Consider the following 20,571-nt stretch of genomic DNA (forward strand, 5'->3'; position numbering starts at 1 on the left):
GTCTTCGGCAATCCATTCCCAACAAAATTGCCGGCAAACTCCGCAATTCCCTGCAAATTCGCTGCATTGCAGGGAATTGCGGCGCGAGACGGGTTCGGTGCAGACTGCGTCGCGCACCATTCATCTAAATTGCAGGGTACCGAACAAGCGCCGCAAGGCCTTGGCGCGCTCAGTTGCTCCAATAGACATAATCCTGCCCGCCCTGCCACGGCGTATTGAGCGCCACGTCGATCCGCACCGGCCCCTCGATCAGGCCTGGCCAGATTGGTTTGGCCATGCCCTTGTTTTGCGCTTCGATCATCGCGCGTAGCGCCGCGACGCGCTGGGGATCGCTGGCGGCGAGATCCTTTCGTTCGGTCGGGTCGGTCGCGAGATTATAGAGCCGTGCCTTTTCAGGCCTTTTGGTCACCTGCAATTTCCAGTCGCCCGCACGCACCGCGCGGTAATCGCCCGAGCGCCAGAACATCGCCGATCGGCTGGCCGGACCAGCGAGGATATTCTCGCTGTCGATCACACGGTCCCGCGGCACCGCTGCCCCAGCAGCCGCCGCAATCGTCGAGAAGATGTCGAGATGGCCGGTGACGTCAGCGCGCTGCGTCCCGGGGGCGATGCCGCCCGGCCAGCGCATGAAAAGGGGGGTGCGGATGCCGCCTTCGAAGAAGGTCGCCTTCCAGCCGCGGAACGGCGCGTTCAGTCGCTCGATCCCGTTGTACCACGCCCCGCCATTGTCGCTGGTGAAGATGACCAGCGTGTTGTCGTCGATCCCCTGCTCTTTCAGCTTCGCCATCACATCGCCGATGCGGCGGTCCATCTGCGCGATCATCGCGCCATAGACGCGGGTCTTGTGATCCTTGATCTGCGGCAGCTTGTCATAGTCGGCGCGCGTCGCCTGCAACGGCGTGTGCGGCGCGTTGAAAGCGAGATACATAAAGAATGGCCGGTTGCGGTTCGCCTCGATCGCCTTGATCGCTTCCTCGGCGAAATAGTCGGTCATATGGCCGCGCGGATGGAATCGCTGGCTGCCGTTAAAGGTCACCGCATGGCGCAAATTGGCCCAGATGAAACGGTCGATCGGATCCCATGGCAGCTTCGCATTGACGACCCCCGGATCGTCTTCGCGCATGAACATCGCGCCGCCCGCCAGGATGGCGAGGCTTTCGTCGAACCCCTGCGCATGCGGCCGCAACGCGGGCGCTTCGCCCAGATGCCATTTACCGATGTGCAGCGTGTGATAGCCCACCGCCTTGACCGCCTCGGCAATCGTTACCTCGCTCGCGGGGACGCCCATGTCGGGATAATCGGGGATGTCGGGGGTGATCCGATCCTTGTGGAAGATCGCCCGCAGCGGCCCGACACCCTCGCCATGCGCCAGATTTTCGGCGAACTGGGCCGGGACGGCGGTAAATTCAAAGCCGAAGCGGGTCGGATACCGCCCCGTCATCATCGCGGCGCGCGATGGCGAGCAGGTGGCGTTGGCGGCATAGGCGGTGGTGAAATTCACCCCCTCGCGCGCCAGCGCATCGATGTTTGGCGTCTTGACGATCCCACCCCCAACGCCGCCGCCGTTCAGGCTGATGTCGTTATAGCCAAGGTCGTCGGCGACGATCAGGATGATGTTAGGCGGGCGTTGTCCTTCGGGCGCTGTCGCCGGTCCCTGCCGCCAAGCCACCGCACGGTTCGGCTGCACCGGATCGTTCCAGTCCTGAAGGATGCCGGGCAGGCGATATTTATTCGCCTCGAACGCCCAATAACCGCCCACTCCCAGCGCGGCGACGACGCCCAATGCGATCCAGCGCTTCTTCATGACAACCTCACCCCTTGCCGTCGATATTTTGGCACTATATGTGTCACTATATTGCAGGTTGCGCAAGATCGCGCGAAAAGCAGCGATTGACCCCGGCGCCAAGCTGGGCCAGCGGAGGGATATGACCAAGGCGGCGAGCAAATCGGTATCGACGAAGGCCGATCCCGCGCGCGTCGACGGCCGCCGAGAACGCGGCCGGTCGAGCCACAAGCGCATCGTCGAGGCGATGATGGAGCTGATCGTCGGCGGCGACCTGGCGCCGAGTGCCGCCCGCGTCGCCGAGGAGGCCGGGATCGGACTGCGCACCGTATTTCGCCATTTCGACGACATGGACGCGCTGTACGCCGAAATCACCGCGACGATTACCGAGCGGGTGATGCCGATCGTGGCCGCGCCCTATCCCAATCAGGACTGGCGCGCCAATGTCCGCGACTTGGTACGGCGCCGCGTGCGGGTGTTCGAAACCACCCTGCCCTTTCGCCTCGCTGCCAATATCAAGCGGTACCAGTCGCCATTCCTGATGGGGCAATATGGCAAGGTCGTGATGCTGGAGCGCGAACTGCTGCTGCGCCTCCTCCCCGCCCCCGTCCTGACCGACCGGATCAATGTCGAGGCGCTGTGCGCTACGCTGTCGTTCCAGAATTGGCGCGCGCTACGCCACGATCAGGGGTTGCCGGCCGAGGAAGCGGGGACGGTGACGATGCATATGGTCGATGCCTTGCTGGCGACGATCGGCGAGGCCGCTTGAAATACCGCAGTGCCGGGCTGGTGCCGCTCGCCTTGATCGGCGCGCTGGCGGGATGCGGCAAGGCGACCGAGGCACCGGTGGCCGAAACCGCGGGACCGGCCTGTCCTGCGATGCCGGCGCAGGATTATGCATGGATTCCCGGCACGACGTTCGCGATGGGCGCCGACGCGCAACTGCCCGAGGAAGGTCCGGCGCGCGAGGTCCGCGTCGCGGGCTTCTGGATCGCGACGCATGAGGTAACCAACGCCGAGTTTGCCGCTTTCGTCAAAGAGACCGGCTACAAGACCCTCGCCGAGCGCGATCCGCCGCCCCTGCCGGGTGCGCCGCCCGACATGCTGGTCCCCGGCTCAGCGGTGTTTACCGCCCCCACGGACGGCAATGCGAACTGGTGGCGCTGGGTCGTCGGAGCGCAGTGGCGCAACCCGTCTGGCCCCGCATCTAACATCGAGGGCCGTGACCGCGACCCGGTGGTCCAGATCGGCTATGACGACGCGATCGCTTATGCGCGCTGGGCGGGCAAGTCGCTGCCGAGCGAAGAGCAGTGGGAGATGGCGGCGACGACCGGCGGTGCCGACCGTCTTGTTCCGGTCGATGCCACGGGCAAGCCGCAGGCCAACTATTATCAGGGCGCCTTCCCGGCCCGCGACCTTGGCACCGACGGCTTCACCGCCCGCGCGCCGGTCGCCTGCTTTCCCGCCGACCGCCACGGCGTGCACGACCTGATCGGCAATGTTTGGGAATGGACAACGAGCAAGGCGGGCGGCGAAAGCAATGTCATCAAGGGCGGCAGTTTCCTGTGCGCCGCCAATTATTGCGCGCGCTACCGCCCCGCGGCGCGCCAGTTTCAGGAACGCAGCTTAGGTACCGACCATATCGGTTTTCGCCTGATCGATCCGGCGCGCCCGGCGCCGACGGCGCCAGACCCCGACAAAAGCTGACAGTAGCAGCACGAAGCCGCCGACCCACAGGCCGAGCTGGATCAGGCGCTTGCGGCCCTGCTGTTCGAAAGCATAACGGTTGATCTGTTCGTCGGCGGTGTAGCCCGCGGGCATGTCGAGCACGCCGTTCGCTTTGGCATAGGCGCGGTAGTCGGCCAGCATTGCCGCAAAGCGGTCGGGCATCGCGGCGGCCAGGTCGCGCGTTTCGCCGGGATCGGCCTTGATGTCGTACAGCCGCCATTGGCCATCGCCGGTCGGCGCAAGATTGCGGACCAGCTTGTAATCGCCGCGAAACAGCGCCGCATTGCCCGACAATTCATATCCGAGCGGCGCATCGCCATGCACGCTCGCCGACTGGCCCGTCAAAATTGGCACCAGACTACGCCCCGTCACTGGCTCGACCGCCTTGCCCTGCCACACGCCGCGATGGCCAGCGACGCCCGCCAGTTCGGTCAGCGTCGGCACGATGTCAGTTACATGCGCGAGACCGTCGCTGATGCCACCCGCGCGCATCGCCTTGTTCCCCGGCCAGGCGATGATCAGCGGGACGCGCAGCCCGCCCTCAGTCGCGCTGAATTTATAGCCCGACAGCGGCGAGGCGGCGGCGCTCGCCCAGCCGGGACCGATCGCGCTGAAACTGCCGCGGCGGCCGATATTGGCGGTGGACAGGTCATATTGCATGCCAAGGAACAGCCGGTTGCGGCGGCTGCTGAACGGATTGGTCGGTTCGGCGCCATTGTCCGATAGGAAGACGAAGATCGTGTTCTCATAGTCGCCGGTCGATTTCAGATGCGCCACCAGACGTCCGACCTCGCGGTCCATCGCAGTCGCCATCCCGGCATACGCCTGCATCACGCGCACCGCGGCGGCGCGTTCGTCGGCGTCGAGTTTGTTCCAGTTGGGGGTGGTCGGCATCGTCACGATCGGCACGCCCGCGGGGACGATCCCCAGCGCCGCGGCGCGCTTCGCCCGCGCGGCACGCAGCGCGGTCCAGCCATCCTTGTACAGCGCCGCATAGCGCGCGATGTCGCTGTCGGGCGCCTGCACCGGAATATGATTGGCAAGGAAGTTGATCGACGCGAGGAAGGGTTTGCCGTTTTTGCGACCCTCCTCGATATAGTCGATCATCCGCTGAACGACGAAGGTCGACGAATAATAATCCTTGGGCAGCGTCGCAGGTTTGCCGTTCTCGGTCCAGGCGGCGGTGTCGTACATCCCCTCGATCGGGCGCTGCTCGAAATTGTCGGCGCCCGCATCGGCGAGGCTGAACGCCCGGTCATAGCCGCGCGCCTCGGGCAGCCGCGTCGGATCGCTGCCAAGGTGCCATTTACCGGTCAGGTAGGTGCGATAGCCTGCGGCCTTCAGCAGTTGCGCGATCGTCACCACGCGGTGGTTCATCACCGTATCATATCCCGGCTTGCCGCGATGTTCGTCGGGGATCGTCTCCGGCATGTTACCGAGGCCGTTACGGTGGTTCATCACCCCGGTCTGGAGCATCGCCCGCGTCGGTGAGCAGGATCCCGATACATGGAAGTTGGAAAAGCGCGTCCCCGCGTAGGCCAGCGCGTCGATGTTCGGCGTCGCAAACTCGGCGCCGAACGATCCAACGTCGCTGAATCCCCAATCGTCGGCGAGGAGGATGACGATGTTAGGCTGGCGCGGCGGGGCCGATTCCGGCTGCCCCTGCGCAGGGGTCGCGGCGAGCAGCACGGCGCAGGCGATGATGGCAGTACGCCGGAACCGGCGCTTGCGACCCGGCACCTTGGTGGTCCTCACACGCACTGCCATCGCCCCCTCTCCCACGGGATAGTGACACTTACTATGCCAATATATCGGCGAGTCAATATGGAGGACGCTGGCTATCGTTCGCGATACTCGGGCGCGCGTTTTTCGACGAAGGCGGTCAGCGCCTCGCGGTGGTCTTCGGTGGCAGACAGGATGACCTGCTGGCGATCCTCGATCGCCATCGCGGCGTCGAGGCTCTGCGCATCGATGTTGAGGTTCAGCGCCTGTTTCGACAGCCGCAAACCATGTGGGCTCGTCGCCAGCATCTCGTCGGCGAGCGCGAGGCCGCGGTCGAGCAGCGCGTCTTCATCGACGATCTCGCTGACCAGCCCGGCGCGCAGCGCGCGCTCGGCGTCGATGAACCGTCCGGTCAGGATCATCTCAGACGCCAGACTGGCACCGACCAGCCGCGGCAGGAAATAGCTCGACGCCATATCGCACCCACCCAGCCCGATGCGGATATAGGCGGCGTTGGCGCGGAATGACGGCGCAGCATAACGCACGTCCGACGCGAGCAGCAGCGACAGCCCGCCCCCGCACGCGGCACCATGGCCCAGCGCGATGATCGGCTGCGGGCAGGCACGCATCTTGCGATAGATATTGCCGATCCGCGTCTGGGTGCGCAGCGTCCGCAGTACCGGGGTTTCGTCGCTAAACCGATCCTCCTGAATATCGAGCCCGGCGCAGAAACCGCGGCCGGCGCCGCGCAGGACGACAACGCGCACGTCGGGGCGGTCGGCGAGTCCGCCGAAATAGGCGTTGAGGTCATCGACCAGCCCCTCGTTCAGCGCATTGAGCCGATCGGGCCGGTTGAGCGTCGCGATCTCGACCTGCCCGCGCGCTTGATCAGCAGGTCGCTCACAGCGTCTGACCGTCGTCGATCGTGAACACGCTGCCGGTGATCCCCACCGCCGCATCGGAGCAGAGGAGAAGCAAGGGGGCGTGCAGGTCGCTCGGCGGACGCATCCGCTGGCGCGGAAAGCTTTTCACCATGGCCGCGCCGACGTCGCTGTTCAGCAATTCCGCAGTCATTTCGGATTCGAAATAGCCGGGCTGAATCACATTGACGCAGATCCCGCGCCGCGCCCATTCGCGCGCCAAGGCCTTGCCCAGATGCCGCACCGCGGCCTTGGTCGCACCATAGACCGAGGTGGCCGGGAATATCTTCTCGGCCGTGATCGACCCGATCAGGACGATACGGCCGTGCTGTTTCTCGCGAGCCCCCGCCTTGTCGAGCCGCTTCGCGCCTTCGTTCGCGGTCAGGAATACGCCGCGGACGTTCGCCGCAAGCAGGAAATCGACATCATCGACCGACAGGCTCATCGCCATCTTCTCCGTCGCGACCCCGGCGTTGGCGACAATCGTATCGACCGTGCCGAACGCAGCCTCGGCGGCGTCATAAGCAGCGATGGTCGATGCTTCGTCGGTGACATCCATGCTGACCGCAATCGCGGTGCCGCCCGCCGCCTCGATCGCCACCACCTGCTCGGCCAGCTTGTCGGCGCGCCGTGCTGCAAGCACGACCTTCGCGCCCGCGCCCGCCAGTGCTTTGGCGAAACCGGCGCCCAGCCCGGACGACGCGCCGGTGACCAGCGCCACCCGCCCGGAAAGATCGAACTTCGGTTCTGCCGCCATCACGCTCCCTTTCGCTGCCCCTTCTGCCTTGGCGCTGATTGACGTTTACGTCAATCGACCGCAGTTCCTCAAAAAGGTGGGGAAATCGGGTTGACGAACAATTTTTGTTCTACTAATGTTCTCATGTCGACACCAAACCTCATCCCCCGTTGCAGCTGCCGAGCGTAGCGGACGGGGGATAAAGGTTTTGGCCTTTGTCGCAACGGAATGCGCGGCTTGTCGCTTTGACGACATGCTCGACCCCAAATTCTTTCCTTCGCGCTATTGCATTGATCGTCGTGACAATCGGCGGCAAACATGGTGCCGGATTTTTGGGACTGTCGAGGGGGGCTCACCATGAAATCATCACCCGGCGTCGCCGCCGATCGGATCTGAACCGATGCACGCGGTCGAAACCTTCGAACTGGTGCTCGCCCTGCTGGCGCTCGTCATCGCGCTGCACTGGCTCGCGCTCAAGCTCAACTGGCCGCCTGCCACCGCGCTGCTTGTCGGCGGCGGCGCGCTCGCCTTCATCCCCGGCCTGCCCGCGATCTCGCTCGACCCCGAACTGGCGCTGGTGCTGTTTCTGCCACCTTTGTTGATGGACGGCGCCTATTATACCGCGCTCGGCCGCTTCCGCCGTCATCTGCCGGGCATCCTCTCGCTCGCGGTCGGCGCGGTGGTGTTCACCACCTTGATCGTCGGGGTGGTGGTGCACTGGATCCTTCCCGAACTGCCATGGGCCGCCTGTTTCGCGCTGGGCGCCATCGTGTCGCCGCCCGATGCGGTGTCGGCCCGCGCAGTGTTAAAGGGCGTCCATCTGCCGCGTCGGCTCGAAGCCCTGCTCGAAGGCGAAAGCCTGCTCAACGATGCCACCGGGCTGATCCTGTTCCGCTTTGCCGTCGCCGCCACGCTCAGCGGGGTCTTCCACACCGGCGAAGCGGTACAAAGCTTCGCCATCGTTGCGGTCGGTGGCGCCATCGTCGGCGCCGCGGTCGGCGCGGTCTGGCTGTTCCTGGCGCGCCACCTGCGCGACCGCATGCTTGTCGTGCTCGTCACCCTGTCGCTGTGCTGGGCCGCCTATATCGCCGGCGAGGCGGTGCATGTGTCTGGCGTCATCGCCACCGTCACGGCGGGGCTGGTGATGGGCTGGTACCAGCATGTCGTGCTGTCGGCGGACGTCCGGCTGCTGGGCAGTTCGGCGTGGCAGATCATGGTCTTCCTGCTCGAAGCGCTCGTCTTCATCCTGATCGGCTTTTCACTGCGCGGCGCGCTCGAGCGGATCGGCGGGATCGACGCGGTACCGGCGTCAATGGTCGCGGTAGTGATCGCCGTCGTCGTCACCGTTGCCGGCGCGCGCTTCATCTGGGTGTTCGGGTCGGAGGCGCTGCTCGCGCTCGCGCGCAAAGCGGGCATCGACCGCGCCCGTCCGCTCGGCTGGCGTCAGGCGACGGTGCTCAGCTGGGCCGGAATGCGCGGCGTCGTGACGCTGGCAGTCCCGTTGACCCTGCCCGTCGACATGCCCGGCCGCGACCTGATGCTGATCTGCGCTTTCGCGGTCATTTTCGTCACCGTCGTGGCGCAGGGGTCTAGCTTGGGGCTGCTGATCCGCAAGGTGACCCCGGTCGATGCCGACCCACCGGCCAAGATGGCGATGCCCGCCGCCGAAGCCGCGATGGCGCGGGCGCGGAGCGCGGTCATCGAAAAGCTCGCCTATGACGCAGACGGCACGCTGATCCATCCCCAGTTGCTGGAGGAGCATCGCAAGCGCATGCGCTTCATGGAAAGATATGAGGCCGATGCCGCCGCCGCGATGGACGGTCTGCGTCCGCATTTCGACGTCCTGCTGCAAGCGATCGCAGCCGCCCGCGAAGAACTGATCCGCATCCACCGCGCGGGTCATATCGAGGACGAGGTACTCCACGAACTGGAACGCGACCTCGACATCGAAGAAATGGCGATCACGTTTCAGCGCGGCGAATAGGTCGGGCTATTGGCACCGGCTGGCTGGGGCGGCAGGAACCTCACCTAAGGAAAAGCTGCACCCCAAAAAGCCCTGTTTTCGGCCAATTTCGCGTGGCACCAGTTGCGACTGGCTACACTCACTGGCTACAGTTAGTGGCATCACAGACCAACCGCAATAGAACATCGGTGCGGCGTTCCCATGCAGGCGCTCAGGGTCTTTTGCTGCGCGCTGTGACAGCCGTGCGGTAGCCGTAATTCGGACGTGGCACGTCGCCTGATCTCGCTCGAATGAAGGCATTTTCCCCGTAGCTACCCCGCCTCGCACGCCCTGTCCTACCACAGAGATCGCCCATCGCTCCGCGTCCACTAGGTTAATCCTTAAACAAACGGCTGCCTGTGCGGCGACTGCACCTCAATCAGCGGCGCCAACTTACCTTAGCAACGACCAAGCACGTCCATTCACCTAGGCAGCAGCGCCGCGATGATGATCCCAGAATCTAAGTGGGGTCAACCTTGGTGCGGTCGGGCGCCCATTACGTTGCGCCCAGATCTATCGAAATTCGAATAAATGAAAAAAAAATTCTGAGTAGCTTGGGAGCAGCTTTCGACGATCCTATAACTCAGGGTCGGCGGAATAATCTCGTCCGACGAGCTTTGAACATTAGCTCCAAGGAGAATGAGAATGAAGACCAGTTTTAATCGAGAAATTGCGATGGATTTCCTGATTTGTCTCGGCAGGATGATAACCCTTAGACGAGAAGTAGACGGGATCCCTTTCAGAGAGGCTGCATTCACTGTTGCTGAAGCAGGGAATGAGCATGGTTTTGAGCAGGCGGTAAAAGAAGCCAACAAAGACCTGATTGTGCTTGCCTTCAAGCCCGGGAAGGAACGCCGTGGACCCGCCAATATCGCGGTTTATGAGACCTATGACGGTAAAGTGAAGACGTGGCCTCGATGCTCGGTATGGGTTCTTTCCAGGGAAGGACCGGCTCTGATAGTTCCCAAGGGCGCGGATTTCGGCTTCGCTTATCACGATGCGGCACTTTGTCGGGTATTGGAAATCCCGTTGGACCATCGGGCTGATCGGATCAAAATGGCGCGTAAGATCCTGTCACTGATGCCGCAGATCATGGCATGCGATCCCAATCCTTATGTCAGGGTTCATTGATCTCCCTGGGCGCAACGAGAGGTCGCTGGCAAGGCCGCGCTCCCGATTGGAGACGAAATAAGTATCATGGCGCGAGCGAACACCTGCCATCTGATGAACCCCTGATATGGGGCTCGCATAATGACATATCCGGCTGGCCCAGGCGTCGGCAATTCGATTGCCGACGCCTGGGCTCAGCAGATTCCCTTAGCGATTAGTCGGATAGAGCGAACGAAACGTCGCCATACGCATCGTCGAGCGCATGCCGGCGCGCAACAACTTCCGATCTTCCGACGCCGCGGTCCAATTCGCTGGGACTTGGCGACCGCTAACCGCTTCCACGATCTGAGTGTGCCTAGCTGCCGACAGCCGGTCGGCGATCCGGACGATGAGCAATGCAAACAGGCGCGGCATTTCGCGCATAACGAGGGCCGTGACATACGCGGCAATGACTACAGCAGTTAGTTCAACGATAAACATTCTATTTTCTCCTCCGATCTTCAGATCACCCTCTCCGCTCAATTTCTCTCCTGTTCTGGCTTGAAGGCCTCGCTATCCGCTCCTTCAGAAGCCAGAACAGGCAATGCGATATTCAGGGTGGTCGGCACCGGGCGTTACCGGTGCTCGGTGCCGACACGATCTCAGCGGGATTTTTGCGCTGTCGCTGCCATGACATATTCGGGCGGGACGATTCCGGTACGGTCCCACCAACGCTCGGCCAGGCGCTTGCGAGAGTTGTCCGTCCGCAGCCAGTTCTGCCGGACCTTGCCGTAATCGCGGTGCTCGGGGTCATATCCTCGCAAGGTGATGAGGAGATGGACGTGCGGCGCAATTTCGGGCTGATCGTCGCCTTCCGCTTGATGATGGATCGCCCAGTCTACAACCATGCCGCGGGCCACGAGATAATCCTCGGCAAAGCCTTCGATCAGATTGCGCCAGAAGGCGAGGTCCTCATGGCGCGGCAAGCTGCCAACGCAATGCGCGATTGTCGGCTCGTCGGGCCGATACCGGAGCGCATTCTCGTCCGCTTGTGCCCAGAGCGCGATCCCCGACAGCTTGGGTCCGGCGGCGCGGGCAGGAGCACATCGGCCCGCCGCCGCAAGGTCGGAGCGCGACGCCCAGTTCGGCGTCGGACCCCATTCATCAACGCTATTCTGGCGGTTGATGTAGGCATAGCTCGCCTGCGCCGTGCGGTGCGTGCGCAAGAGTTCGGGCGTGTAGCGGCTTGAGCGTTCCCGGATTACATATCGAGTGTTGAACGGGCGGATGTTATGGATGGTCGTCATTTGGTACGTCTTTCTACAAAGGACAAAGGGACCGCATCGCAGCGGTCCGCTTGCTGATTTGGGTTTGATGGTGGGACGGAGAGACGGCGCCGCAGTGGCTGCTGGACGTCGATTCACCGGATATTTAAAGCTGGTCGCTAGACCGTGCCCTGACGGGCATGACAGCGGCCCGTCGCATGCGAAGCGTTGTGCATATGCACGCTCGCAGGCCTCGCTGCTCGCGCGACCCGAGCAGCGAGGCCATTTTTTCATCGATAGTGAGTTTACGCGTTAGGCGCGCTCAGGCGTGGAACAGGCCGTCCTCGAAGCTGACCCATCTCGCGGTTTCGTCGCCCGCAGCAAGGCGTTGTCGATAGTCGCGATAATGATGCGCGAAAGAGTCTGCACGGCGGATTGGGCGTGAGTTCCCGATATCGGCGAGCGCGGCCTTGAGATACTCGCTGGCATCGATCCAGTCGCGCAGGGCCAGCATGATCTCGAAGAAGGGTTCCGGTCGCGCGATGCGGAACGCCTCGACATGCGCCCACAGCATCAAGCGTGCGGTCGCGACGCGCAGCGCATGGTCTTCGGCTGCCGCAGGCGCCGAGCGCGACCAGGCAAGCTCGATGTCCGCATCGCCGATCTCGGGCATCGGGATCGAGAAACGACGGCACGCTGTTCGCTCATCGAACCCATGGTCACCCATCGCGGCGGGATCGATAGCCGTCTCGCCAAAGCAGAGTTCTGCAAGAGCCGGCTCGACGAAGAAGCGCCGGCTCATCGCGTCCATCGCCAGCGTCATGCGATCGGCCATGGACGCGATCTGGACCACGCCGGGCAACAGTGTCTTGTCGAGCAAGTGCGGCAATGGGATTTCCGACTTGCGCGCGTCGGAGACGCAGATCGTGTTGATCCAGCGATGACCATCATCTTGATCGACCATCGTCAGGACCGCCGCCGCAACCGGCCTGCGTGCCAGCGCCGGATGCTGGTCTGGTATGTCGTTGACGGGAATGCATGCCAGACCGATCACCTGCAGGCATTTGGGAAGTTGATACTCGTTCACGATATTCTCCTTTCGGAGGATCAGGGATCCGAGACAGAACTCCTGCCTCTTTTCCTTTCACCCTGTTCCTCGCTTCCCGCGTCAGCGTCTCCACCGCTTGGCGGGCGCGCAGCCGCGTCCCGCTTTTCCATCCGGCGGACATGCGAGGCCGTTCTGCGGTTTCACCGAATGGGTGATTTTGATTTTGAGCAGCAGGCCTTTCTGACACTTAGACAATCAATTCTAAGCCCGTTGAACTCGCCGCCCGCTTCCCAACAGCGAACTGGGAACGCCACTTCGACTATTTTGGTCGTTAGAGCCTAGGAGCCAATGGGCTCAGACTGAGCGAGACTGCCCCGAACGCAGCGCCCCCGTTCACTTGCTCAAGAACGCGAGCTCTACAAGAAACCCCATCATCAGCGCATGCGACCCGGCGAGGGTATCGATGGCGGCATACCGCACGTTATCGAGACCCTCGCCGGGTTTAAGCTCCGTTTCGAGGTTTACGCCTTCCCGCTAGAGGTCAGTGTCATTTGGCTGACGCCTTCGCGACCAGAATCCGGCTGCTAATTGCGCAAAGCGAGCTCGCTGTTCTGCGTTTGCTCCAAGGGTTAACACCATAAGGCTGAAGGGCGTTTGCTGCGCCGCCCCGTCCGGTTTCAGGAATTTGACGCGCCCTTTAAGAAAGAAGATATCGGCGTCCAAGCTCAAAACCTCGTGGAAAAATGCCGAATCTGTTCTGACCGGAACGAGGCACACAACGGTGGCAACGTGGCCAGCTGACCATTGCTCATGAGCTCGCCGTAGCCACTGCAGGGCACATGAGTACGGCGGATTGACGAAAGCGAGACGCCCTGACCATGTCTGGCTAAGTCCGTCGCCGCCCCTACTGGCCAATATCTTACGGCGCGCCAGGACAGGGCTGAGTTCGTGAGCGCATGGATCGAGATCTATTTCGCCAAACGCTTTATAAATATTGTCCATGAAATCTGGCGGGGTGAAGCGGGAATCACGATCTTCCTTCTGACCCAGCGCCCAATACGCTCGAGCGGGAGCTTGACGCCGAGCTCTCGGCGCAAGCGCTGCCAGCAGGCGCAGCAAGTCTTCAACTGATCCCGCACCATTTTCGAGGTCGAGGATGGCCGTGTGCGACAGTCCGGTTCGCCTAACCAAATTCTCCAGCGACTTTCCATGTTTGATACGGGTGTTGCGGAGCTTTTCGAACAGCGTCTTACCGGCACTCAGACCTGTCAGCATGAAATTGGTTGAGTCCATTACCGCCACAAGCGTTGACACGGTGCCGACACCCTTTTCGAGCCGCGTAATTGTCTGGGGCGACACTCCGACATGCTTGGCCATGACCTTTCGCGACCAACCCTTTGATACGCGCGCTTCGCGCAATTCAACAATTAGGTTAGCACAACTTTCGCCTCCAGGCTCCGGGCGGACTGACGATCCGGCCGAACCGCTACTAACCTTCGAACCGATGCAATTCGACGATTTGCCGCCGAACGGCAATTTTGCCGCTGACAGCCCGGAAGGAGAAGCGTTTGCCCAGACATCCGAACCGCGGGGGAGTGCGGGGGATGTAAGGGATAATTTATTCGACGGCTTTGTGTTCTGTGCATTTCCCATGGCTATGGTTTCCTCGCTCGGCGAGCGAAGCCATGGCTGCTTGGCAGCAATGTTTAGGCTGGTTCATTCATGACCTCGAACGCCATTCAAGCCCGCATCAGCAGATGCGGAGCTCGAAAATTGGCGCGAATCACAAATTCATAGGTCACCGACTTGGGATGCTATCCCCGCCGCATGTTCGCAACTGTGCCGGGCATATAGACCCTAAAGATGAATAAATCTTTAATATAGCTGCGAAGTTTCTCTGGGTAATCGGAATCCTCTGTGCGAGCGCGCCATCTCGGCCAAACAGAATTACGAGAACGCGCGACTGTGTTCGCGTCGTCTTGGGGGTGAGAGTCGATACAAGGAGCATGATTTCCTGACAATGAGGCCTTCAGCGTCCGCGCCCGCTGGGCTCTCGGCCGGGCAGCCCGCGATCGTAGGGATGACGGCCCTTAGATGGCTTCGACCGTTTCGCATTTTGTTTCGCTGTTCGCCGCTTGATCCCGAACGCCATGATCGCCGCGGCAGCCGCCATATCCTCGCTGGATCGAGCCGATGCCAACGCGCGCTTCAACCGGTCCGCCGCCTTCGGCGGATCGAACCGCACCGAACCGCGCTTGATCAGCAGCCACTCTTCGTCGAGCAGCGGATCGCCCATGTGCAGCAACCGGTCCGCTTCGTTTGCCCGCAGCGGCGCGGCTGGCCGCAAGCCGGAATCGACCATAAGATCATGCAGGATATCGCTCCGCGTCTCCTGTTGGACGAACCAGGCGGCGCGGGTGCGGGCGCGTAAGTCGGGCAGTGCCAGCCACTCGGCGCGAGACCCGAGGGCGTCGCGCAGCGTCTCCACCGTGTCCGGTGCCTCGGCATCCGCACGCCGCGCGAACAGGAAAGGGACAGGCGCACGGCGCCACAGCACGGCAGGATCGGCACCTTGGTGGGCGTCCATTAATTCGGCAGGCACCGGCGCGACGTGCGTGGCAGGTCGATCAAGCCAAGATGCCCGTCGCTTCTGCTCCACGTCCCAAGCCGTTGGCCGGCGCGCCGGATCGAGATCGGGTAGGTTCCTGAACATCTGCACACGCTTATCGACAATCGTCGAAAGCAGGTCCTGCCCCGCCGCGCTCCGGATGTAAGGGGTATCGAACCAGCGGCGGGGGTCGTCGCGCAGATCGATCCGCAAAGCGCCGCGCCAGTGTGCGATACGGACGGGATACGTCTCGATCACCGATCGAAGCGCCTGAAGCTGGTCATTGGTCGGTCTGTCGGGAAATGGCCCATTGATTGAGGTGTCGGCAAGCCGCTCATACAGATCAGCAAACTGTTCCCGCCCGTTGTGATGGATGGGACGATAGTCATCACGGCGAACATCGCGCAAAGTCGTCGCCTGCTTCGGCGCGACGGGAGCAGTTTCGTCGGCGGAAATATCATATTCCCGCGGCAGGTCTGCACGCGGCGAACGCCATGCGGGCACCGGCTGTGGTTCGCGGCCCGGTGTGATCTCGCCCAGCCCCACCATATCGAGTCCGCGTGCGCCGAGCGATGCCATCGTCGGTAAGGGCTGATCGAGCGCGCGAGGCGGCGACAGTGCAAATTCTTGGTCGGCCTCCCGCTGGCGGCCTGACGCGATTTCGCGGGTCGCCTGAATGCGCAGATCGCGCAATTTGATCCGCCGCCCAATCTCGGGAGTATCGCGCCAGCGCCTCACCGCCGTCTGCAGCCACGCGCTCTTGTCGACGAGATTATCATCATCCAGACCTGCCGGCCCGCGCTTCGCCAACAACGCGCCGACCTGGGCGAGTTCTTTCTGCTGGGTATCGCGGATCGCCGGAAGCCGCTTTCGATAGGGTGCGGCATTCAAATCGACGCCGTGGATCAAATCCTGAGGATCGTTGGCGGGAAGCACGACCAAGCGTCCGTCGACTTCGCTGAGAAGGAGCGGCGTCTCGGCGATGCGCTTCATCACCGCATTGGGATCCAGCATCGTTGCGGAGCTGACCTCGCTGGACAGCATTGCGTCGACAACGCGCGTCGGCTCAGGGTTCTGGATCGCAAGTCTCAGGTCTCGATCGAGCCGTTCGCGAAGATCGGCGGCGGCGCGTTCGAGAAACTTCGCCTGCTCGCGGCGCTCGGCTATCGCGGCCTGTTCAACGACCAACTCCCGTTCGAGTTCATCGAGATAGGCTTCGGCCTCGTTACCCCGCCGGGTCCAGGCGTGCGACAGATAGGTATCGTGTCCGTCCTTACGCGCCTTGTCGGCATAGCCCGGGGCAAATCTCGCAACGATACGCGGATGGCTGCGCGCCATAGCGCACAGCGTTTCGATCTCGGCGGCCTCGGCGCGCAACCGGATCGCGGTATGCTCGTGATCGCGAAGCTCGCGCGCGAGCCGCTCCAGCCGGTCGCGGTCGTCAGAAGTGCGGACTTCGCGCACGCGCGCTTCGCGTAATTCGAAAGCCGCATCGGCATCCGCGAAATCCGCATCGCGCTTCGCCACCTGCTGCGCGAGCACCCGCGCCCAGCCGATCGCTGCATTGTCGAGCGACACATCCGGCGTATCTCCCGCGCGTTCGAGTACGGTGGCTTTGCCACCTACCTTGCGCATGGTTTGCGCATCCAGCCCCATCTTGGCGTAGGTTTCTGGCGAAAGCCGATAGTCAGCGTCAGCGGCCTTCAGTTCGACGTTGACGAGTCGCGCGATCTCGCAGCGGAACGGTTTCATGAAGCTGGTCGCGATTTGCGGCACGACGTGGGCGTCGAACGCCAGTTCACCGTCGCCATCGATGGTCACCGTACGCTTACCGACCTGGAAGTGCAGGTGCCAGTTCGTCAGGTTATTGAGCGCGTCGGGTTCATGCCGCACGAACAGGGCGGGCACGACCCGCTTTGCGTCAGCATCGCCGCTGTCAGAATTGGCGAGCGATTGCACCCAGGCGTTCGCGCCAACGAGAATGCGTTCGTGCGCCGCACCGTCGAGATCGGCGGGCAGCTCCGCCTCGCCCGCGATGACCGCATAGCTGCCGCGACCTTCGCTGAGCTTCACCGGCGGATCCGCAGCGGGCCAGCCGGGCAGCGCCTCCAGCCAAGTCAGCGCGGCTGGCGCCTCCGGATCGATCCATGGCACACCAACCAACTGGCGCTTTTTGCTGAGCTCCTTGCCGCCATCCACCCGCCTCTGCTCGGCGTTGAGGACGTCACGCAGACCTTCGGGACAATCGTTGCGACGCGCAGCGCTCGCCAAAAAAGCAGGCGCGAGTTCAAATTTTATGTTGAGACGCGGCGGTCCGGCGGATTTATTCTTGCGCCGCCCAAACTCATGCGCTTCGACCGCGTCCCACTGCCTGGCTCGCTTGACCGGATCCGGATCGAGCGTCGTGACGAGGATCTGGGGATCGTCATGGCCATGATCCTGCGTGTAGCGGTCGAACGTCGCAGCGGGCCGCTCCTCTGCCGCGAGCTCCGGCTCCGCATTCGCCTCGCCGATCTTACCGGTCGCATAATCATCGAACGCGGCCGCCGATCGCTCGCGGGTTACGTTACGCGCCAGGTGGAAGCTGCGCTCCCCTGCCGCGCTCGTTAGCCGGGATATGTCCGGCACGCTCGGAATGCCAAACCAGGCCCGCCGGGCAGGAGCTGCTTTCCCGCGCTCCCACCGCTGCGCGGAATCGAGACTCGCTCGGACCTTGCCGCGCAGGAGGCCCAACGGATCGTCGAGTTCGGTCTCCGCCAAGTCGAGCGGCAAGTCACGGATGATCCGCTTTGCTGCGCGCCTGCGAAAAGTTCCGATCGGATCCATGATCTCCAGTCCACGCTTCCAAAGGTGGGCAGCGCCCCTCCCACCAGCCCGCGGCAGGCGCCCGATCGGGAAGTCCCGAGCGAAACCGACCTTCCTGATCCGAAGGATATCATGTTGATGTTAGCTTCCACAATCGAAGAATGGGACGCTAACCTATTTCGCAAAACAAGTAAGCCCGCATCGAATATAGCTTACATCTTCGGGGATCTCAAAATCTCCTGTGCTGGAAACTCTATCGATAATGTAAGGGGATTTTCGTTTCACCATACACGAAAATGGCGGATGTAAGGTGAAACAACGGTCTCTTACACCGAGCTATCCGTGACAAATGGACCACCATCCTGCGATATTTCCACATGCGAAAATAACGGTTATTGTGGATATCGCTTTGACATTACCATAAATGGTAGCCCGCCCGATTCGTCAGGCCTCCGCGAGATTGTTTGCGAGGCCCGGTCTTCTCGGTGCGGGAGGACGATTTGGATTACCTTGACGACGCTGTTGATGCCATTGGTAATCTATTGTGTGAAGCGGCGTTCGCCGGTTTCGACGCCGCGGTGGATCAGCATCAGGCATCGCGAGCGACGGGCGCTGAACTGCGCGATGGCGCTGTGGCGCACGCGCTGCTCGGCCCGTGTATAAACAGGCTATTACAAGAAATCACCGGTAAAGCGATCCGCAAGACGGTCCCGCGTTTCAACGCCTGGCGGCTCCATCCGCGGTATCGCCATGACGCGCTCGTGTTTGAACTCGAGGACGCTGAGAAATCTTTCCATGATGCGATCCTCAACTCGTCCGGCCTAGTCTGGCCGTCCCGCATCTTCAACATCGTGGTCGCTATTATCCGGATCCGCGCCGTCACAATAGCGATTGGGCCTGAATGCATTGCCGAACCGGCACCGCCGGGTCAGCAAAAGAAAAGCGCACCCTCGCTCCGCCGCCGCAAGATTACTGCGGCCGATATTCCAGACGAGATTGCTGAGATCCTCCTGAATTCGACGAACGGGCCAGAGCAGTGGGCCGCGGCGATCACCAATCTCGCGGCCATGCGCGGCACCGCTCTCGACGTCGGCGCGATCGCGACAAAGCTATCGGCCCTCGCCGAACTTGATGATGGACCTGAGATATTCAATCAAATCATCACGCGTCTGCTCTCAGCGGGCTACTCACGCAAGGCGCACTTCGCCGTCGCCGATCGATACACGCTCCACACAGGGTCGCAGCAGTTCCCCGAGCCGCCGCCTGCTCCCTTGCCACCTACCGGTCCGCCGCCCACTGTCCCCTCGCGGCAACAGCCCGTTACAACGGCGCAACACGCGGACAAGGCAACATACAGCCCTTCGACGCGGTCTCCGCAAAGGACGGCGAACGAAGCCGCAGCGCCGGGTCGTGGGGCGAATCTCGCCGCGAGATTTGCCGGGCGAGCACGATCGCAGGGCGACGCCCGGCAACGTCTTGCCGAGGCGCACGCCAAGCACGGCAGGCCCAAATCATGACCGCACATTTCACGCGGGTAGCCGCACCCCTGCGGCCAGGCGACCAAACTATTCAACGCAGAAAGGAAGTGACCCATGTCGACCAAAGAACAGGTTGAGGAGCACCGGCGCAAGCGCCTCATGCTTTACGAGAAGGAGAAGGGCGGCGTCGGCAGCACCGGCACGCTGGCAACATTTGCACATTCGCTCATGCACCGCGGCATTCCCGTCATCTTCATCGAAGCGAGCCTGTCGCAGCGCGACATCGAACATGCCTATGGCAATCGACATCGCGTCGAGCCGATCGACCTGGGTGACGAATCCGATCAGGAGAAGCTCATCACGATCATCGATGACGCGCCCGATGACGCGTACATCCTCGTCAACGTTCCCGGCGGGCGATTTGAGGATCTTGATCGGGTCCACGAGTTCATCCGCTTCGCGATCGAGGATGAAGAAGACGCGCTCGATATCGACGTCGATATCATCTGGACCATGGGCCTCGATCAGGCGTCACGCGCGACGCTCGATGCCATGCTCGCCGGCGATCCGCCAGGCCGCGTGCTGCTCAACCTCCCAGCCTGGCACGGGCCGCCCCAAAAGTTCGTGCTCGTCGACGCCGAGCTTCTCGAAGCAGTCGCGAAGACTGGGGGCGATGTCTTCTGCTGTCCGGCGCTGCCCGAGCACATCTACGACAAGTTTCGCACCGATAACATGGGTCTCGATCAGATCGATGCGGGCCTATCCCGAGGAACCCGCGCGCGCTTTCGTATGTGGCAGCGCGATGTCGAAGACGCGTTGGGGGGGCTGTTCTGATGAGTAAGATCTCGAACGTCGTCCGGCTCTACCAAGCGATATACCACCGGAACCCGCCCCCGCAAACGCTGCTCCATCTGCAAACTATGGAAGCTATATTCGGGCTGCAGGACGACGAGCTTCTAACGCAAATTGTCGTATGCAATTTGGGTATCGCCGACCAGGTGGAAGCCGTGCTCAAGAAGCGCAGCGTCGAAGAGCAGGCGTTCATTGCGGAGCTTGCCGCGCACCGCGAAGAACTTGGGAACCTGCGCTATCAACTGCAGCGGCTCGTGGGCCAGGTGACTGCTGACGTCCGCCGCATTCCGCGACGTCCTGAATGGTCTGACCACACATCCTTTGGTGCAATCGAGGCCTTGGATCCGACCCGCATATTTCCTGTGCTCAGCTATCTTCGGCACGCCTTCAGCCGGTGCGACGGCGACGAGGCACGCGATGGGCTGATCTGGGCCGCTCGCTCGAGCCTTCTCCTCATCGTGCTGACCCTGGTCTTCGGAATGGCAGTGTTCGTGGTGTGGAAGGCAATTCACGGGTGATGAGCAACAAGTTTCCA

16 protein-coding genes are annotated in these 20,571 nt (G+C 62.4%); 7 read left to right on the plus strand and 9 right to left on the minus strand.

Going from position 1 to position 20,571, the window contains the following annotated elements; all coding sequences use genetic code 11:
* Window positions 1-169: 169 nt before the first annotated feature.
* Window positions 170-1,804: a sulfatase-like hydrolase/transferase gene (locus VGN68_RS01065; RefSeq protein ID WP_327473022.1), complete on the minus strand. Its 1,635-nt coding sequence runs from the start codon at window positions 1,802-1,804 to the stop codon at window positions 170-172.
* Between VGN68_RS01065 and VGN68_RS01070 the strand changes: the two genes are divergently transcribed.
* Window positions 1,803-2,552, plus strand: coding sequence for a TetR/AcrR family transcriptional regulator (locus VGN68_RS01070; protein WP_327473024.1), 750 nt, complete (start codon window positions 1,803-1,805; stop codon window positions 2,550-2,552). The two genes, VGN68_RS01065 and VGN68_RS01070, sit on opposite strands and share 2 nt — an antisense overlap.
* Window positions 2,549-3,490 (plus strand): formylglycine-generating enzyme family protein, encoded by a 942-nt coding sequence (locus VGN68_RS01075; protein ID WP_327473026.1) that lies wholly within the window; start codon window positions 2,549-2,551, stop codon window positions 3,488-3,490. The genes VGN68_RS01070 and VGN68_RS01075 overlap by 4 nt, the downstream gene beginning before the upstream one ends.
* Here the strand turns inward: VGN68_RS01075 and VGN68_RS01080 are convergent.
* The 3 genes from VGN68_RS01080 to VGN68_RS01090 form a co-directional block, all read right to left on the minus strand.
* Complete coding sequence (locus VGN68_RS01080) at window positions 3,410-5,278, minus strand: arylsulfatase (protein WP_327473028.1); 1,869 nt, start codon at window positions 5,276-5,278, stop codon at window positions 3,410-3,412. The two genes, VGN68_RS01075 and VGN68_RS01080, sit on opposite strands and share 81 nt — an antisense overlap.
* Before the next feature lie 71 nt (window positions 5,279-5,349).
* Entirely contained in the window at window positions 5,350-6,192 is an 843-nt protein-coding gene (locus VGN68_RS01085; RefSeq protein ID WP_327473030.1) for an enoyl-CoA hydratase/isomerase family protein, read from the minus strand.
* Window positions 6,134-6,910 (minus strand): SDR family NAD(P)-dependent oxidoreductase, encoded by a 777-nt coding sequence (locus VGN68_RS01090; RefSeq protein ID WP_327473032.1) that lies wholly within the window; start codon window positions 6,908-6,910, stop codon window positions 6,134-6,136. Before VGN68_RS01090 ends, VGN68_RS01085 begins: the two co-directional genes overlap by 59 nt.
* A gap of 379 nt (window positions 6,911-7,289) precedes the next feature.
* Here VGN68_RS01090 and VGN68_RS01095 point away from each other — a divergent pair, with 379 nt between their 5' ends.
* Together VGN68_RS01095 and VGN68_RS01100 are read left to right on the plus strand one after the other, a co-directional pair.
* Complete coding sequence (locus VGN68_RS01095; protein ID WP_327473034.1) at window positions 7,290-8,873, plus strand: Na+/H+ antiporter; 1,584 nt, start codon at window positions 7,290-7,292, stop codon at window positions 8,871-8,873.
* 663 nt (window positions 8,874-9,536) lie between these two features.
* Window positions 9,537-10,022, plus strand: a complete 486-nt coding sequence (locus tag VGN68_RS01100; RefSeq protein WP_234181336.1) for a hypothetical protein — start codon at window positions 9,537-9,539, stop codon at window positions 10,020-10,022.
* Window positions 10,023-10,208: 186 nt separating this feature from the next.
* Here the strand turns inward: VGN68_RS01100 and VGN68_RS01105 are convergent, their stop codons facing one another.
* From VGN68_RS01105 to VGN68_RS01125, 5 genes are all read right to left on the minus strand, one after another.
* Window positions 10,209-10,481, minus strand: coding sequence for a hypothetical protein (locus VGN68_RS01105; RefSeq protein ID WP_234181335.1), 273 nt, complete (start codon window positions 10,479-10,481; stop codon window positions 10,209-10,211).
* Window positions 10,482-10,642: 161 nt separating this feature from the next.
* Window positions 10,643-11,287 (minus strand): MobA/MobL family protein, encoded by a 645-nt coding sequence (locus tag VGN68_RS01110; protein ID WP_234181333.1) that lies wholly within the window; start codon window positions 11,285-11,287, stop codon window positions 10,643-10,645.
* Between the two features lie 280 nt (window positions 11,288-11,567).
* Complete coding sequence (locus VGN68_RS01115; protein WP_234181332.1) at window positions 11,568-12,332, minus strand: hypothetical protein; 765 nt, start codon at window positions 12,330-12,332, stop codon at window positions 11,568-11,570.
* Window positions 12,333-12,827: 495 nt separating this feature from the next.
* Window positions 12,828-13,946: a DNA N-6-adenine-methyltransferase gene (locus VGN68_RS01120; protein WP_294035990.1), complete on the minus strand. Its 1,119-nt coding sequence runs from the start codon at window positions 13,944-13,946 to the stop codon at window positions 12,828-12,830.
* 376 nt (window positions 13,947-14,322) lie between these two features.
* A complete protein-coding gene (locus VGN68_RS01125; protein ID WP_327473054.1) occupies window positions 14,323-17,529 on the minus strand; it encodes a hypothetical protein in 3,207 nt (1,068 codons plus the stop codon).
* A gap of 677 nt (window positions 17,530-18,206) precedes the next feature.
* Here VGN68_RS01125 and VGN68_RS01130 point away from each other — a divergent pair.
* The 3 genes from VGN68_RS01130 (at window position 18,207) to VGN68_RS01140 (ending at window position 20,554) form a co-directional block, all read left to right on the plus strand.
* Window positions 18,207-19,223, plus strand: coding sequence for a hypothetical protein (locus VGN68_RS01130; protein ID WP_234181435.1), 1,017 nt, complete (start codon window positions 18,207-18,209; stop codon window positions 19,221-19,223).
* Window positions 19,224-19,298: 75 nt separating this feature from the next.
* Complete coding sequence (locus VGN68_RS01135; protein ID WP_234181434.1) at window positions 19,299-20,018, plus strand: hypothetical protein; 720 nt, start codon at window positions 19,299-19,301, stop codon at window positions 20,016-20,018.
* Window positions 20,018-20,554, plus strand: a complete 537-nt coding sequence (locus tag VGN68_RS01140) for a hypothetical protein (protein ID WP_234181432.1) — start codon at window positions 20,018-20,020, stop codon at window positions 20,552-20,554. The genes VGN68_RS01135 and VGN68_RS01140 overlap by 1 nt, the downstream gene beginning before the upstream one ends.
* The last annotated feature ends 17 nt before the right edge of the window (window positions 20,555-20,571 follow it).

It is taken from the genome of Sphingopyxis sp., from assembly GCF_035998965.1.
Lineage (GTDB): Bacteria > Pseudomonadota > Alphaproteobacteria > Sphingomonadales > Sphingomonadaceae > Sphingopyxis.